The sequence below is a fragment of the Nocardioides ginsengisoli genome, from assembly GCF_039537225.1.
Taxonomy (GTDB): domain Bacteria; phylum Actinomycetota; class Actinomycetes; order Propionibacteriales; family Nocardioidaceae; genus Nocardioides; species Nocardioides ginsengisoli.
This window is the reverse complement of sequence record NZ_BAABAC010000042.1, coordinates 35,793-52,007: the sequence shown is the minus strand read 5'-3', so window position 1 is coordinate 52,007 and position 16,215 is coordinate 35,793. Positions and strand designations below refer to the sequence as shown.

The following is a 16,215-nucleotide window of genomic DNA, read 5'->3' as shown; positions in this document are numbered from 1 at the left end:
TGGGGGGCCCTGCATCTGATCCATCGCACCAGGAGGAATCGTGAAACTGCGTCTCGGAGCATCCGTGGCGGCCTTGGTCGTCGCCGGCCTCTCGGCGACCGGCGCCCCGCCCGTCGCGGACGCCGCAGTCACCGCCGGCTCGCCGATCACACTCATCGGCCCGTCGCGGGTCGTCGTCTACCGCGAGGGCGGCGCCGTGTACGGCGACCTCGGGCTCAACCTCACCGCGCCCGACCGGGCGTTCGAGGTCCGCTCGACCCGCGCGGACTGGAACAGCCCGATCCGCACCGTCTGGCAGTCGCCCGACGGCCCGGTCACCCTGCCCGCGCAGACCGGCTGGGGCGGCCTCGACGGCTTCCTCCAGCTGACCGTCCGCCGCGACGACGGCACGGTCGCCCGCCGGCAGAGCCTCGACGTCTGCCTCAACGCCTGGAACACCCAGCGCACCCGGCCGGACGCGCCGCTGCGCTCGCCGTACCCGGAGGGCTGCCCGGGACACCCGTTCACCCTCGGGTCGGTGCAGGGCATCCAGGCCGGCTGGGTGTCGGCGATCGATAGCTACGAGACAGGCCTGCGGCTCAAGGTCGGGAAGTACCGGCTGACCGCGCAGATCCAGCCGGCGTACGCGCAGGCGCTGGGCATCGCGCCGGCCGACGCGACCCGCACCTACCGGCTCGTGGTCAAGAAGGCGCCGCGCGAGAGCGAGCAGGGACGCCGGACCACGGGCGGCCACGCCCGGCCCGCGCTCAAGCCCGCCGCCCGCCCGACGGCGGCGCGCGAGGGCGCGCCCGGCGACGCCGTACCGGACCTGCGGTCGCTGCCCGCCTTCGGCATGGACCTCTCCCCCAACGGCAAGCGGCTGCGCTTCTCGGCGACCGTGTGGAACGCGGGCGACGGCCCGATGGTCGTCGACGGGTTCCGGCGCGGGAGGTCCGACACGATGGACGCCTACCAGTACTTCATCGACGGCGACGGCAACCAGACCGGCTACCGCAAGGTCGGCACGATGATCTGGCACAACGCCGCGACCCACCAGCACTGGCACTTCCTCGACTTCGCCCGCTACACGCTGCTGCGGGCCGACCGGACCGAGGTGGTGCGCTCGAAGAAGGAGTCCTTCTGCCTGGCCAACACCGACGCGGTCGACTACACCGTGCCGGGCGCGGCCTGGAAGCCCGAGAACACCGACCTCCACACCGCATGCGGCGACCGCTCGACGGTCTCGCTGCGCGAGGTGCTGGCGTCGGGCTCGGGCGACACCTACGCCCAGTTCCGGGCCGGGCAGGCGTTCCGCGTCGACAACCTGCCCAACGGCGTCTACTACATCGCCGTCGAGGGCAACCCCCACCGCAACCTGGTCGAGTCGGACACGAGCAACAACGTGGCACTGCGCAAGATCCGGCTGGGCGGGACGCCGGCGCACCGCAGGCTCAAGGTCTACCGGGTGGGCGTGGTCGACGACAGCGGGTACGGGGTGCCCGAGGAGTGAGACGTGACGGGGTGTAGCGACCGGAACCGGCGTTCGGAAATGTTGCGGTTTGGGACCAAACCGCAACATTTCGGGCCTCGGACCTGTGGTTCTTGACCAATCGCCATGAATTTTCGTCTCGAATAGCGAAACGCCGCGACGACCGGATCCGGTCGCCGCGGCGTTTCAGCAGCCGAAGGCAGTACGCCGGTCAGCCCTTGCGCTTCTCGATCTCCGCGGTCACGGCCGGGAGGACGGCGTGGAGGTCGCCGACCACACCGAAGTCGACGAGCTCGAAGATCGGGGCCTCCTCGTCCTTGTTGACGGCCACGATGGTCTTCGAGGTCTGCATGCCGGCGCGGTGCTGGATGGCGCCCGAGATGCCGTTGGCGACGTACAGCTGCGGCGAGACGGTCTTGCCGGTCTGGCCGACCTGGAAGGTGTGCGGCTTCCAGCCGGAGTCGACGGCGGCACGCGAGGCGCCGACCGCGGCGCCGAGCGCGTCGGCGAGGGCCTCGACCGCGGTGAAGTCACCGCCGGTGCCTCGACCACCGGAGACCACGATCGCGGCCTCGGTGAGCTCGGGGCGGCCGGTGGCCTGACGCGGCTGGGACGCGACGATCTGCGCGGTCTTGGCGGCGTCGGAGATCGCGGCGGCGAACTCCTCGACCGTGCCGGCGCCCGCGCCCTCGACCGGGGCGGCCGCGTTGGGCTTGACCGCGATGATCGGGGTGCCCTTGACGACCTTCGCGGCGACGGTGAAGTTGCCGGCGAAGACGGACTGGGTGGTGACGATGTCGCCACCCTCGACCTGGACGTCGACGGCGTCGGTGATCAGGCCGGAGGAGAGCTTGATCGCGAGACGACCGGCGATCTCCTTGCCCTCGGCGGAGGACGGGATCAGGATCGCGGCGGGCGAGGTCTTCTCGGCGATCTGTTGCAGGACCTCGGCCTTCGGGGCCACCAGGTAGCCCTTGATCTCCGTGTCGTCGACGACGTACACCTTCTCGGCGCCGTAGCCCTTGACGGCCTCGGCGACCGCGGCGGCCTTGTCGGCGCCGCCGATGAAGACGGCGGAGGGCTCACCGATGCGCTGGGCGATGGCGAGCAGCTCGTAGGTGGGCTTGCGGACCGCGCCGTCGACGTGGTCGACCAGAACGAGAACTTCAGACATGGATCAGGCTCCTCAGATGAACTTCTTCGACGCGAGGAACTCGACCAGCGCGCTGGCGCCCGATCCGTCCTCGTCCTTGACGATCTCGCCGGCGGTCCGCGGCGGGCGTGCCGTCACGGACTCGACCTTCGTCCACGCGGCGTCGAGGCCGACCTCGGACGCGTCGACGCCGAGGTCGGCGAGGGTCAGCGTCTCGAGCGGCTTCTTCTTCGCGGCCATGATGCCCTTGAACGACGGGTAGCGCGCCTCGCCGGACTGGTCGGTGACCGACAGGACGAGCGGCAGCGTGCCGCCGACGACCTCGGTCGCGGTGTCGCCGTCACGCTTGATGCGGACCTGGTCGCCCTGGGTCTCGACGACGGCGGCGAGGGTGACCTGCGGGAGGCCGAGACGCTCGGCGAGCATCGCCGGGACGACGCTCAGGCCGCCGTCGGTCGACGCGAGGCCGCCGACGACCAGCTCGGGGACGCCGATCTTCTCGATCGCCTTGGCGAGCACGAGGGAAGTGGCGATCGCGTCGGAGCCGGCGATCGCGTCGTCCTGCACGTGGACGGCCTTGTCGGCGCCCATCTGCAGGGCCTTGCGGACGGCGCCCTCGGCCTCGGCCGGACCGACGGTCAGCGCGGTGACGGTGATCTCCTCGTCGGCGCGCTTCTCCTTGATCTGCAGCGCCTGCTCGACGGCGTACTCGTCGAGCTCGGAGAGGAGACCTTCGACACCGACGCGGTCGACGGTGTTGTCACCCTCGAACTTCCGGTCGGCCGTCGCGTCGGGGACGTACTTCACAAGGACGACAATGTTGGAGAGAGTCATGGTTGTGGCCGGACCGGCCCCTTCCTGTGCTTCGTGAGCCCCTCCCCGTGGCCGGGGCAGGGAACAGATGTGGTCCTGATGAGGACAGCGCTTCGCAGGCTACCGTCCGGTCACCTACCGCGGGAACCGCGTCTCAGTGGACTACGCCACATCTCCCGTACGGGAGGTTGTGGCGTGCGTCACGGGCGGATGATCCGCTCGAGGATCCGGCCCAGGACGAGGTAGACCACCGCGCCCAGGCCGTAGTTGAACAGCGCCGTCTTGACCGCGCCGTTGGGGTCCTTGAACGCCTTGACCGGGTTGTCGAGGTCGAAGACGCCGAGGTCGAAGACGTTGGCCAGGTCGCGGGCGAGCTTGACCAGCCCGTTGCCGGAGTTGGCCTCGAGCGCATAGGTGAACGCCGCGATCGCCAGGACCAGGGCGAGGGTCATGCAGACGATCCAGACGGCGCGGGCCAGGTTCTCGCGCACCCACACGACCGTCACGGTCCGCGGCGTGACCGTCTGGCTGCTCCGGTCGGCGCGGTCGACGCCCTGGTCGCTCCGGTGGTCTTCGTCGCGCTCCGTCATGGAGTCACCGCCCCTCGAAGGTGGCCTTGCCCGGCCCGTTCTCGATGAACGACTGCATGCCCGCGGTGCTGTCCTCGGTCGCGAAGACCGCGGCGAAGTGCTGCCGCTCGATCTGCAGACCGGTCTCGAGGTCGGCCTCGAGACCACGGTCGACCGACTCCTTGATCGCCCGCAGCGCGTACGGCGCCGCGTGGGCGAACTGGCGTGCCCAGGCGACGGCCTCGTCGTAGACGTCGGCTGCCGGGACCACCCGGTCGACGAGCCCGATCGCGAGCGCCTCGTCGGCCTTCACGAAGCGACCGGTGAAGAGCAGGTCCTTGGCCTTGGCCGGACCGACCAGCCGCGGCAGGCGCTGGGTGCCGCCGGCGCCGGGGATGATGCCGAGCAGCACCTCGGGCTGCCCGAGGACGGCGTTCTCGGCGGCGAAGCGGACGTCGGCCGCCATCGCCAGCTCGCAGCCGCCGCCCAGCGCGTAGCCGTTGACCGCGGCGACGACCGGCTTGGGGATCCGGGCGATCGCGGTGACCGCGCCCTGCACGGCCTCGACCTTGTCGACCATGTCGGTGTACGACATCGTCGACATCTCCTTGACGTCGTTGCCGGCGGCGAAGACCTTCTCGCCGCCCCAGACCACGACCGCGCGGACGTCGTCGCGCTCGGTGGCCTCGGCGGCCGCGGCGCGCAGCTCGACCTGGACCTGCAGGCTGATCGCGTTCATCTTGGGGCGGTCGAGCCGAATCGTGCCGACACCGTCGGCGACCTCCAGGCGGACGAACTCGCTGGTCATGGGATCCCTCTCGCTGGGTCGGCACGCACGCAGGGGCGCGCCCTCGCGTGCCCCCACCGCGCATTCTGCCGCGCACAGGCCCCACTGGTCACATGAACCCGCCAGATGGGCGTGGCGGGGGCCGCTCACGGGTGTGACGGGTGTGCAGAATGGCGGGGTGTCCCCCGGTCTGTGGCGAACCCTCGGCGAGCGCGCTCCGCTCTGGCCCGGTCGCACCTGGCCGCTCGGGGCGACCTGGACTCCGGAGGCCACGAACTTCGCCGTCGACGCCCCCGCGGCGACCGCCGTCTGGCTGTGCCTGTACGACGAGGAGGGCGGCGAGCGCCGACTCCCCCTGACCGAGCAGTCCCTGGGCATCTGGCACGGCGCCGTCCCCGACATCGTCCCCGGCACCCGCTACGGCTACCGCGTCGAAGGCCCCTGGGAGCCCGAGGAGGGGCTGCGGTTCGATCCCGAGGTGCTGCTGCTCGACCCCTACGGCCTGGCCACCGCCGGCGTCGCGGGCGACGCCCAGAGCGTCGTCGTCGACCCCGCCTTCGACTGGCGCGGCGACGTCCCCGAGCGGCGGCGCTGGCGCGACACGGTCATCTACGAGCTGCACGTCAAGGGGTTCACCCGGCTGCACGACCGGATCCCCGAGGAGATCCGCGGCACGTACGCCGGCCTCGGCCACCCGGTCGTGACCGACTACCTGCGCGACCTGGGCATCACCGCCGTCGAGCTGCTGCCCGTGCAGCAGTTCTTCTCCGAGCCGGCGCTGGTGGAGCGCGGGACCGTCAACTACTGGGGCTACAACCCGATCAGCTACTTCGCGCCCGACGCGTCGTACTCCGCCTCGGGCGACCGGGGCGGCCAGGTCACCGAGTTCAAGGAGATGGTGCGGTCGCTGCACGCGGCCGGCATCGAGGTGATCCTCGACGTGGTCTACAACCACACCGCCGAGGCGGGCGCGGAGGGCCCGACGTACTCCTTCCGGGGGCTGGACGACCGCGGCTTCTACCGCCGCGTCCCCTCCCCCGACGGCTACGACGACACCTACTGGGACGTCACCGGCTGCGGCAACACCGTCGACTCGGAGAACCCGATCGCGCTGCGGCTGATCCTCGACTCGCTGCGCTACTGGGTGACCGAGATGCACGTCGACGGCTTCCGGTTCGACCTGATGTCGGCGCTGACCCGCACCCGTGGCAAGGACGCGATCCCCGTCGACATGGCCTGCAAGCTGCTCATCGCCATCGGCCAGGACCCGGTGCTGCGGCACGTGAAGCTGATCGCGGAGCCGTGGGACGTGTCGATGGACGGTTACCTCGTCGGCGACATGCCGCCGCCGTGGGTGGAGTGGAACGACCAGTACCGCGACACGATCCGCGACTTCTGGCGCGGCCAGTCCGACGGCACCCACGCCGTCGCCACCCGGCTCGCCGGCTCCTCGGACCTGTACGCCGACGACGGGCGCTCGGCGTACAACTCGGTCAACTTCGTCACCGCCCACGACGGCTTCACGGTCCGCGACCTGGTGTCCTACGACCACAAGCACAACGAGGCCAACGGCGAGGACAACCGCGACGGCAGCGACAACAACCGCTCCTGGAACCACGGCGTCGAGGGCGAGACCGACGACCCCGAGATCCGCGCGCTGCGGCGGCGGCAGGCCGCCAACCTGATGGCCACGCTCTGCCTGTCCAACGGCGTCCCGATGCTCACCGCCGGCGACGAGCGCGGCCGCACCCAGCGCGGCAACAACAACCCCTACTGCCAGGACAACGAGATCTCGTGGGTCGACTGGAGCGTCGACGACGCCTGGCTCGACGTCTACGAGACCACCCGCGCCGCGCTGCGCCTGCGCCGCGAGCACCACGCGCTGCGCCAGCGGCACTGGTTCGAGGGCCGCCCCACCATGATCGGCGGCCCCAAGGACCTCGCCTGGCTGCACCCCTCCGGCCGCGAGATGACCGACGAGGACTGGTGGGACCACACCCTGCGCACCGTCGGCATGTTCGTCTCCGGCAAGCCGCTGCGCGAGCCCGGCCCGCACGGCGAGCAGCAGATCGACGCGTCCTTCCTGATCTGGTTCCACGCCGGCGCCGACCCGGTCGAGGTGCACCTGCCCGAGAACGACTGGGTGCGCACCGGCGACGTCGTCCTCTCGACCGATCCGGGGCTGGTCGACGCGACCAAGCTCGGGGTGGGCGAGACGGTCACCATCGGCGCGCGGAGCGTGGTGGTGATGCGGGAGTCGGACGCCTGAGGGGGATGGCTCAGGCCAGCGCCACGACCCCCAGCTCGGCCGGCGCGACGAGGAGCGGGTTCGCCGGCAGCACCCGCACGGTGTAGCCGAACGGACCCGACCGGCCCAGCGGGACCTCGCCGTCGAAGCGGTGCCGGCCGCCGTCGTAGGACTCGACGAGGCGCATCGGGGCGAGCTCGGTGTCGACGATGTCGTCGTCGGCGTCGACGCGTCCGTGGACGATCTGGACGGCGACGTCGGAGGGCGACAGCTCGCCCAGGGCGACGTAGGAGTGGACGTGGAGGACGGCGCCCACCTCGGCGACGTCGCCGATGCCCTCGGCCTCGACGTGCTCGACGCGCACGCCCGGCCAGGCGCCGCGGACGCGGGCCTTCCAGGACGCGAGGGTGCGGGCGCCGTCGGGCTGGGCGGCCAGCTGGCGGGCGTTGTGGGCGGCGGGGGCGTAGAGCTGGGCGACGTAGTCGCGGACCATGCGGGTGGCGAGCACCTTGGGGCCGAGCGAGGCCCAGGTGTGGCGCAGCATCTCGATCCAGCGGCCGGGGACGCCCTCGTGGTCGACGTCGTAGAAGCGCGGCGCGACCTCGGTCTCGATCAGGTCGTAGAGCGCCGCGGCCTCGAGGTCGTCGCGCTTGTCGGGGTCGCCGGCGAGGACCGGGCCGTCGGCCGACGGGATCGGCCAGCCGAACTCCGGCTCGTACCACTCGTCCCACCAGCCGTCGAGGATCGACAGGTTGAGCCCGCCGTTGAGCGCGGCCTTCATGCCCGACGTCCCGCACGCCTCGTAGGGGCGCAGCGGGTTGTTGAGCCACACGTCGCAGCCCGGGTAGAGCGGCTGCGCGAGCGCGATGTCGTAGTTGGGAAGGAAGACGATCCGGTGACGCACGTCCTCGGCGTCGGCGAAGCGGACCAGCTCCTGGATCAGCCGCTTGCCGCCGTCGTCGGCCGGGTGGGCCTTGCCCGCGACGACCAGCTGGACCGGCCGCTCGGGATGGAGCAGCAGGGCCTTGAGCCGGCCGGGGTCGCGCAGCATCAGCGTCAGCCTCTTGTACGACGGCACCCGACGCGCGAAGCCGATCGTCAGCACGTCGGGGTCGAGCGCCTCGTCGATCCAGCCGAGCTCGGCCGGGGCGGCGCCACGCCGCTCCCACGACTTGCGCAGGCGGCGGCGGGCGTCGTCGACGAGCCGGCCGCGCAGGGCGCGCTTGGTGCGCCACACGTCGGGGCCGGGGACCTTCGCGAAGGCGGCCCAGAACGCCTCGACGTCGTCGCCGTCGTAGTCGCCGCCCTGGGCCTCGGCGAGCGCGGCTACCTCGGGTGCGACCCAGGTGGGCGCGTGGACGCCGTTGGTGATCGACGTGATCGGGACCTCCGCCTCGTCGAACGCCGGCCACAGGCCGTTGAACATCCCGCGGCTGACGTGGCCGTGCAGCTGCGAGACGCCGTTGGCGCGCTGCGCGAGCCGGAAGCCCATCACCGCCATGTTGAAGACGCCGGGGTCGCCGCCGTCGTAGTCCTCGGCGCCGAGTGCGAGCACCTGGTCGACCGCGACGCCGGGCGTGGCGCCGTGGTCGCCGAGGTACTGCTCGACGAGCGAGCGCGGGAACCGGTCGATGCCCGCCGGCACCGGCGTGTGCGTCGTGAACACCGTCGACGCGCGCCCGGCCTCGAGCGCGGTCGCGAAGTCGACGTCTCCCCCGGCGGTCAGCTCGCGGATCCGCTCCACGCCGAGGAATCCGGCGTGGCCCTCGTTGGTGTGGAACACCTCGGGCTCCGGCGCGCCCGTGATCCGCGCGTGCAGCCGCAGCGCGCGCACGCCGCCGACGCCGAGGAGCAGCTCCTGGCGCAGCCGGTGCTCGGTGTTGCCGCCGTAGAGCCGGTCGGTGATGAGCCGGTAGGGCTCGGGGTTCTCCTCGATGTCGGTGTCGAGCAGCAGCAGCGGGACCCGGCCCACCGACGCCACCCAGATCCGCGCGAGCAGGTCGGGGCCGTCGGGCATCCGGATCGCGATCGTGGCGCGGGTGCCCTCCTCGTCGTGCAGCAGCGACAGCGGCAGCTCGTCGGGGTCGAGGACCGGGTAGCTCTCCTGCTGCCAGCCCTCGTGCGAGAGCGACTGCTTGAAGTAGCCGTGCCGGTAGAGCAGGCCCACGCCCACGATCGGCACGCCGAGGTCGCTCGCCGCCTTGAGGTGGTCACCGGCGAGGATGCCGAGACCACCGGAGTACTGCGGCAGCACCGCGGTGATGCCGAACTCAGGCGAGAAGTAGGCGATCGACGCCGGCCAGGTCGCGTCCGGCTGGGCGGCGCGGGCGCGCTGGTACCACCGGTCGTCGGTGAGGTACGACGCCAGCCCGGCGCGTACGTCGGCCACCCGGCCGACGTACGCCGGGTCGGCCGCGAGCTCCGCCCACCGCGCCCCGCTGACCTCGCCCAGCAGCCGCAGCGGGTCGTGACCCACCGCGTGCCACAGCTCGGCATCGATCTCCTCGAACAGCGCCTGCGTCGGCGGGTGCCACGACCAGCGCAGGTTGGCCGCGAGCTCGCCGAGCGAGGCGAGCGCGTCGGGCAGGACGGGGCGGACCGTGAACCTCCGGATCGCACGCATGGCTCGACGGTAACGAATCGGACTTGAACGTTCCAATAGCGCTACCGCAAGTCGCGCGTAACGCGGCCTCCCCGCCCGGCGTTGTGCGCTTCAGACGGGCGGGGTGGAGTCATGGGGGCTGCCCCGCCCGTCGTCGTCCTGTCCCACCCGGCATTCGGGTCGCCTTTCGCGGCGGAACACGACAGGAATGCCGGGTGAGACGCGGGTGACCGACCCCTAGGCTGAGCGCGATGAGCACCTCAGCCCTGCGCTCGGTCGCCGAGCACCAGCAGCACGTCGCCGCCCTGCTCGCCGCCCGCCACGGCGCCGGCGGCTGGCCGTCCGAGATCGTCGCGCTGGCCGAGGCCCGCGACCGCGTCCTGGCCGAGCCGGTGCGGGCGCCCGAGCCGCTGCCGTCGTTCGACAACTCCGCGATGGACGGGTACGCCGTGCGTGCCGCCGAGGTCGCCGGCGCCACGGCCGACGACCCGACGCGGCTGCCCGTCGGCGAGGACATCCCCGCCGGCGCGCCCGTCGGCGAGCTCGCGCCCGGCACGGCCCGGCGGATCATGACCGGCGCGCCGGTCCCCCACGGCGCCGACGCGGTGGTCGAGGTGGAGGTCACCGACGGCGGCACCGAGACGGTCGAGATCCGCGAGGGCCGGGCGGCGGGGACCTTCGTGCGGCCCGCGGGGTCCGATGTCGCGGTCGGCCAGGAGGTGCTGGCGGCGGGCGCGCTGCTCGGGCCGGCGCAGCTGGGCGTGCTCACCGCACTGGGCGTCCAGGACGTCGTCGTCCGGAGGAGGCCGCGCGTCCTCGTCGTCTCCACCGGCTCCGAGCTCGCCGCCGACCCGACGCCCGGCTCAGGCCAGATCCGCGACGCCAACGGCGCGCTGCTCGCGGCCGCGGCCGAGGAGGCCGGAGGCGTCGCGGTCCGCAGGCTCTGGGTCGAGGACGACGTCCCGACGTTCCTCGCGCTGCTGGACGGCGAGCTCGCCGCGGGCGACGTCGACCTGGTCCTCACCTCCGGCGGGGTCAGCGCCGGCGCCTACGAGGTCGTCAAGGACGGCCTCGGCCCGCGCGGCGTGGAGTTCGTCAAGGTCGCCCTGCAGCCCGGCATGCCGCAGGGCTCGGGCCTGATCGAGCAGACCCCCGTGATCTGCCTCCCCGGCAACCCGGTCAGCGCGCTCACCTCCTGGGAGGTCTTCGTGCGCCCCGCCCTGCGCCGCGCGTTCGGCCACCCCGCGCCCGACCGCCCCGTCGTCCGCGCCACGCTCACCGAGCCGCTCACCGGCCTGCCCGGCAAGCGCCAGCTGCGGCGCGCCCGCCTCGATCGCGCCGCCGGCACGGTGGCGCCGTGGGGTCCCGCCGGCTCGGGATTCCTCGGCTGGTTCGCCGGCGCCGACGCGCTGATCGACCTCCCGGCAGGGGGCGCTCCGCTCGCCGCCGGAGACACCGTGGATGCATGGGATCTGATGTCTCGGTAGGTTCGTAGGCATGGTCGGACGCATCCCGGTGATCGACGTCATGCCGCTTCTCGAGGCGGGCCCCACCGAGGGACCCCTGCCGGCGAAGGCCAGCCTCGGCGAGCCCTTCCCCGTCAGCGCGACCGTGTTCCGCGAGGGGCACGACCGCCTCGGAGCCGAGGTCGTGCTGCTCTCCCCCGACGGCGTACGACGACCACCGGTCCGCATGCGCGCGCTCCCGCCCCGCGACCGCCACACCGTCGACCGGTACGAGGCCTGGGTGTCCGCCGACGCGGAAGGCCCGTGGTCGTTCGAGATCCACGCCTGGTCCGACCCGATCGCGACGTGGGAGCACGACGCGGGCATCAAGATCCGGGCGAGCATCGACGTGGAGCTGATGTTCGCCGAGGGTCGCCTGCTCCTCGAGCGCGTGATCGCGGAGAGCAAGCTGCGCAAGGCAGATCTCGCCACGGTCAAGGCGGCGATCACCGCCGCGAGCGACACGGCACGCCCGGCCGAGGCGCGGCTCGCGCAGCTCGAGTCGCCGGAGCTGCGGGCCGTGCTGACGGCGTACCCGCTGCGCGACCTGCTCACGGTCGAGGGCCCCTTCCCCGTCTACGTCGACCGCACCCGCGCGCTCTTCGGCAGCTGGTACGAGCTGTTCCCCCGCTCCGAGGGCGCCACCTACGACCCGACGACCGGCGAGGTCGTCAGCGGCACCTTCGCGACCGCGGCCGAGCGGCTGCCCGCGGTGGCGCGGATGGGCTTCGACGTCGTCTACCTGCCGCCGATCCACCCGATCGGCGAGGTCAACCGCAAGGGCCCCAACAACGCGGTCCTCCCCGAGGGCGAGGTGACACCGGCCGACTGGACCGGCTCCCCCTGGGCGATCGGCAGCAAGGACGGCGGTCACGACGCCGTCCACCCCGACCTCGGCACACTGGAGGACTTCGACGCCTTCGTCGCCGCGGCGCGCGAGCTCGACCTCGAGGTGGCGCTCGACCTGGCGCTGCAGTGCGCGCCCGACCACCCGTGGGTCTCCGAGCACCCCGAGTGGTTCACGACCCGCGCCGACGGCTCGATCGCCTACGCCGAGAACCCGCCGAAGAAGTACCAGGACATCTACCCGCTCAACTTCGACAACGACCCCGAGGGCCTCGCCGCCGAGATCCTGCGGGTGGTGCGGCACTGGATGGCCCACGGCGTGCGGATCTTCCGCGTCGACAACCCGCACACCAAGCCGGTGGCGTTCTGGCAGTGGCTGCTCGCGGAGGTCCGTCGCACCGACCCCGACGTGCTCTTCCTCGCCGAGGCGTTCACGAAGCCGCCGATGCTGCAGACGCTCGGCGCGATCGGCTTCCACCAGTCGTACACGTACTTCACGTGGCGGGTGGAGAAGGTCGACGTCGAGGACTACCTGCGCGAGGTGTCGACCGAGTCGGCCCACCGGATCCGGCCGAACTTCTTCGTCAACACGCCCGACATCCTCCACGAGTTCCTCCAGTACGGCGGCCCGGCAGCCTTCCGGATCCGTGCGGTGCTCGCGTCGATGTCGTCGCCGACCTGGGGCATGTACGCCGGCTACGAGCTCGGCGAGCACGTCGCGGTGCGCCCCGGCAGCGAGGAGTACCTCGACTCGGAGAAGTACCAGATCCGCGTCCGCGACTGGCCCGTCGCCACCGCCAACGGCGAGAGCAACGGCAACGGGATCGGGCTGACGGCGTACGTCACCCGGCTCAACGCGATCCGCCGCGCCCACCCGGCGTTGCAGCTGCTGCGCAACCTCACGGTCCACCCGGCCGACGAGGACCACGTCATCTGCTGGTCGAAGACGGCCGTCCTGCCGGACGGCAGCAGCGACCGGGTCGTCGTCGTCCTCAACCTCGACCCGCACCAGCCGCGCGAGACGATGGTGCACCTCGACCTCGCCGCGCTCGGCCTGCAGCCGGGCAGCGCGTTCACCGTCCACGACGAGGTCACCGGCGCGGAGTGGACGTGGGGCGAGCACAACTACGTCCGGCTCGAACCGTCCGAGCCGGCGCACATCCTGACCGTGAAGGGGCACGCATGACCATCGCCGAGACGTCCGTCCTCAACGAGGAGCCGGAGTGGTTCCGGACGGCCGTCTTCTACGAGGTGCTGGTGCGCTCGTTCCGCGACTCCAACGCCGACGGCACCGGCGACTTCCGCGGGCTGACCGAGAAGCTCGACTACCTGCAGTGGCTGGGCGTCGACTGCCTGTGGGTGCCGCCGTTCTTCACCTCGCCGCTGCGCGACGGCGGCTACGACGTCGCCGACTACACCGACATCCTCCCCGAGTGCGGCACCACCGACGACTTCCACGCCTTCCTCGACGCCGCGCACGAGCGCGGGATCCGCGTGATCATCGACTTCGTCATGAACCACACGAGTGACGCCCACCCGTGGTTCCAGGCCTCGCGCTCCGACCCCGACGGCCCCTACGGCGACTTCTACGTCTGGTCCGACACCGACGAGCTCTACCAGGACGCGCGGATCATCTTCGTCGACACCGAGCCGTCGAACTGGACCTGGGACCAGACCCGCGGCCAGTACTACTGGCACCGCTTCTTCCATCACCAGCCGGACCTCAACTTCGACAACCCGAAGGTCCACGACGCGATGATGGAGGCGATGGCCTTCTGGCTCGACATGGGCCTCGACGGCTTCCGCCTCGACGCCGTCCCGTATCTCTACGAGCGGCCGGGCACCAACGGCGAGAACCTCAAGGAGACCCACGAGTTCCTGCGCAAGGTACGCAAGTTCGTCGACGACAACTACCCCGGCCGGGTGCTGCTCTGCGAGGCGAACCAGTGGCCGACCGACGTCGTCGAGTACTTCGGCGACCCCGCGGTGGGCGGCGACGAGTGCCACATGGCGTTCCACTTCCCCGTGATGCCGCGCATCTTCATGGCGGTGCGGCGCGAGTCGCGCTTCCCGATCTCGGAGATCATGGAGCAGACGCCGGACATCCCGTCGGGCTGCCAGTGGGGCATCTTCCTGCGCAACCACGACGAGCTGACGCTCGAGATGGTGACCGACGAGGACCGCGACTACATGTGGGGCGAGTACGCCAAGGACCCCCGCATGAAGGCCAATATCGGCATCCGCCGGCGGCTCGCTCCCCTGCTCGACAACGACACCAACCAGATCGAGCTGTTCACCGCGCTGCTGCTGTCGCTGCCCGGGTCGCCGGTGCTCTACTACGGCGACGAGATCGGCATGGGCGACAACATCTGGCTCGGCGACCGGGACGGCGTACGCACGCCGATGCAGTGGACCCCCGACCGCAACGCCGGGTTCTCCTCGGCCACGCCCGGCAAGCTGCACCTGCCGGCGATCCAGGACCCGGTCTACGGCTACCAGAGCGTCAACGTCGAGGCCCAGCTGGAGAACCCGTCGTCCCTCCTGCACTGGACGCGCCGGATGATCCACATCCGCCGCCAGCACGACGCCTTCGGCCTCGGCACGTTCTCCGACCTGGGCGGCTCGAACCCGACGGTGCTGTCCTACGTCCGCGAGCTGCCCGACACCGCCAACGGCGACGACGTGATCCTCTGCGTCAACAACCTCTCCCGCTTCCCGCAGCCCGTCGAGCTCGACCTGCGCCGCTACGAGGGGCGGGTGCCGGTCGAGCTGCTCGGCGGCGTGCCGTTCCCCCGGATCGGCGAGCTCCCGTATCTCCTGACGCTCAGTGGGCACGGCTTCTACTGGTTCCGGCTGACGGATCCGGAGACCACGGGGAGGCCGGTGCTGTGATCGAGAGCTTCCTCGCCCAACGTCGCTGGTTCGGCGGCAAGGGGCGCACGTTCAGCGTGACCGGGACCCGCGAGCTCGGCAGGTTCGGCGCCGCGCCCGAGGTCGTCGTCCTGCTGGTCGAAGTGTCGTACGACGGCACCGGCGACCGCGAGCTCTACCAGCTGCCGCTGGCCGTCTACGACGAGCCGCAGGAGCGCCTCGACCACGCGCTGGTCGGCCGCTGGCCGATCGACGCGGTCGAGGACGGCGCCTTCGCCTACGACGCCGTCCACGACCGCGCGGCGACGGCGCACTACCTGCAGGCCTTCGCGACGCCGCCGGCCAGCGGGATCCGCTTCGTGCGGCTGCCCGGCCACGACCTCGACCTGACCGCCCACGGCACGCCGTTCAGCGGCGAGCAGTCCAACTCGTCGGTGCTCTTCGGCGAGGACTCGGTGCTCAAGCTGTTCCGCAAGGTCACCCCCGGCGAGAACCCGGACATCACCACCCACCAGGTGCTCACCGAGGCCGGCTCGACCCATGTCGCCCAGCTCTACGGCTGGGTCGAGGCCGACGACCTGCACCTCGGGATGCTGCAGCAGTTCCTGCGCACCGCCAGCGACGGCTGGGACATCGCCCTCGCCAGCGTCCGCGACCTCTTCGCCGAGGCCGACCTGCACGCCGAGGAGGTCGGCGGCGACTTCGCCTCCGAGGCCGCCCGGCTGGGGCTCGCGCTGGCAGAGGTCCACGAGCAGCTGCGCGCGTCCTTCGGGGTCGGCACCGTCACCGGCGCCTCGCTCGCCGACGCCATGAGCGGCCGGCTGACCGCGGCGGTCGCCGTCGTGCCGGAGCTCGGTCAGTACGCCGAGCGCGCCGCCGCCCGCTTCGACGCCCTCGCCTCGCTCGAGTCGGTGCCGGTGCAGCGGATCCACGGCGACCTGCACCTGGGGCAGACGCTGCGCACCGTGCTCGGCTGGAAGCTCGTCGACTTCGAGGGCGAGCCCGCCAAGCCCCTCGCCGAGCGCCTCCTGCCCGACTCCCCCTGGCGCGACGTCGCCGGCATGCTCCGCTCCTTCGACTACGCGCCCTTCGCGGTCGCCGAGGCAATGCCGGAGGACGATCCCGACGTGCTGCACCAGCGAAGCGTGCGGGCCGACGAGTGGGCCCGGCGCAACCGTAAGGCGTTCCTCGCCTCCTACTGCGGGGAGGCGGGGCTCTCGGACACGGACCGGACCCTGCTCACGGCGTACGTCATCGACAAGGCGGTCTACGAGTGCGTCTACGAGGCGCGCAACCGGCCGACCTGGCTGCCGATCCCGTTGGCGGGGGTGGCGCGGCTGACCGCGGACTGAG

11 protein-coding genes are annotated in these 16,215 nt (G+C 71.8%); 6 read left to right on the top strand and 5 right to left on the bottom strand.

Annotation, left to right across the window (positions count from 1 at the left end; genetic code table 11):
- Positions 1-40 precede the first annotated feature (40 nt).
- Positions 41-1,489 (top strand): lysyl oxidase family protein, encoded by a 1,449-nt coding sequence (locus tag AB4880_RS22115; protein WP_367921384.1) that lies wholly within the window; start codon positions 41-43, stop codon positions 1,487-1,489.
- A gap of 190 nt (positions 1,490-1,679) precedes the next feature.
- Here AB4880_RS22115 and AB4880_RS22110 read toward each other — a convergent pair whose 3' ends face one another.
- From AB4880_RS22110 to AB4880_RS22095, 4 genes are all read right to left on the bottom strand, one after another.
- Positions 1,680-2,642 carry an electron transfer flavoprotein subunit alpha/FixB family protein gene (locus tag AB4880_RS22110; protein WP_367921383.1) on the bottom strand — a complete coding sequence of 321 codons (963 nt, stop codon included), beginning with the start codon at positions 2,640-2,642 and terminating at the stop codon, positions 1,680-1,682.
- Between the two features lie 12 nt (positions 2,643-2,654).
- On the bottom strand, positions 2,655-3,455 hold the full coding sequence (locus AB4880_RS22105; protein WP_367921382.1) for an electron transfer flavoprotein subunit beta/FixA family protein: 801 nt from the start codon (positions 3,453-3,455) through the stop codon (positions 2,655-2,657).
- 179 nt (positions 3,456-3,634) lie between these two features.
- Entirely contained in the window at positions 3,635-4,024 is a 390-nt protein-coding gene (locus AB4880_RS22100) for a hypothetical protein (RefSeq protein ID WP_367921381.1), read from the bottom strand.
- A gap of 4 nt (positions 4,025-4,028) precedes the next feature.
- Positions 4,029-4,811 carry an enoyl-CoA hydratase/isomerase family protein gene (locus AB4880_RS22095; protein WP_367921380.1) on the bottom strand — a complete coding sequence of 261 codons (783 nt, stop codon included), beginning with the start codon at positions 4,809-4,811 and terminating at the stop codon, positions 4,029-4,031.
- A 157-nt stretch (positions 4,812-4,968) separates the two neighbouring features.
- Between AB4880_RS22095 and glgX the strand changes: the two genes are divergently transcribed.
- Positions 4,969-7,059, top strand: a complete 2,091-nt coding sequence (gene glgX / locus AB4880_RS22090) for a glycogen debranching protein GlgX (RefSeq protein WP_367921379.1) — start codon at positions 4,969-4,971, stop codon at positions 7,057-7,059.
- Positions 7,060-7,069: 10 nt separating this feature from the next.
- On the opposite strand, the gene glgP is transcribed toward glgX, so the two are convergent.
- On the bottom strand, positions 7,070-9,661 hold the full coding sequence (glgP, locus tag AB4880_RS22085) for an alpha-glucan family phosphorylase (RefSeq protein ID WP_367921378.1): 2,592 nt from the start codon (positions 9,659-9,661) through the stop codon (positions 7,070-7,072).
- A gap of 230 nt (positions 9,662-9,891) precedes the next feature.
- Here glgP and AB4880_RS22080 point away from each other — a divergent pair, with 230 nt between their 5' ends.
- Genes AB4880_RS22080 through AB4880_RS22065 form a run of 4 tightly spaced genes read left to right on the top strand, consistent with a single transcriptional unit; the run spans position 9,892 to position 16,214 of the window.
- Entirely contained in the window at positions 9,892-11,127 is a 1,236-nt protein-coding gene (locus AB4880_RS22080; RefSeq protein WP_367921377.1) for a molybdopterin molybdotransferase MoeA, read from the top strand.
- Positions 11,128-11,137: 10 nt separating this feature from the next.
- A complete protein-coding gene (locus tag AB4880_RS22075) occupies positions 11,138-13,177 on the top strand; it encodes a maltotransferase domain-containing protein (protein WP_367921376.1) in 2,040 nt (679 codons plus the stop codon).
- Positions 13,174-14,883: a maltose alpha-D-glucosyltransferase gene (gene treS, locus AB4880_RS22070; protein WP_367921375.1), complete on the top strand. Its 1,710-nt coding sequence runs from the start codon at positions 13,174-13,176 to the stop codon at positions 14,881-14,883. The genes AB4880_RS22075 and treS overlap by 4 nt, the downstream gene beginning before the upstream one ends.
- The gene (locus AB4880_RS22065) at positions 14,880-16,214 is read left to right on the top strand and encodes a maltokinase N-terminal cap-like domain-containing protein (protein ID WP_367921374.1); all 1,335 of its coding nucleotides are present in this window, start codon (positions 14,880-14,882) and stop codon (positions 16,212-16,214) included. The genes treS and AB4880_RS22065 overlap by 4 nt, the downstream gene beginning before the upstream one ends.
- Position 16,215 lies beyond the last annotated feature (1 nt).

What these genes read in the sequence shown, in the direction of transcription:
- AB4880_RS22110 (WP_367921383.1), bottom strand. Translation starts at nt 2,642, where the DNA reads ATGTCTGAAGTTCTCGTTCTGGTCGACCACGTCGACGGCGCGGTCCGC.
- AB4880_RS22105 (WP_367921382.1), bottom strand. Translation starts at nt 3,455, where the DNA reads ATGACTCTCTCCAACATTGTCGTCCTTGTGAAGTACGTCCCCGACGCG.
- AB4880_RS22100 (WP_367921381.1), bottom strand. Translation starts at nt 4,024, where the DNA reads ATGACGGAGCGCGACGAAGACCACCGGAGCGACCAGGGCGTCGACCGC.
- AB4880_RS22095 (WP_367921380.1), bottom strand. Translation starts at nt 4,811, where the DNA reads ATGACCAGCGAGTTCGTCCGCCTGGAGGTCGCCGACGGTGTCGGCACG.
- glgP (WP_367921378.1), bottom strand. Translation starts at nt 9,661, where the DNA reads ATGCGTGCGATCCGGAGGTTCACGGTCCGCCCCGTCCTGCCCGACGCG.
- AB4880_RS22080 (WP_367921377.1), top strand. Translation starts at nt 9,892, where the DNA reads ATGAGCACCTCAGCCCTGCGCTCGGTCGCCGAGCACCAGCAGCACGTC.
- AB4880_RS22075 (WP_367921376.1), top strand. Translation starts at nt 11,138, where the DNA reads ATGGTCGGACGCATCCCGGTGATCGACGTCATGCCGCTTCTCGAGGCG.
- treS (WP_367921375.1), top strand. Translation starts at nt 13,174, where the DNA reads ATGACCATCGCCGAGACGTCCGTCCTCAACGAGGAGCCGGAGTGGTTC.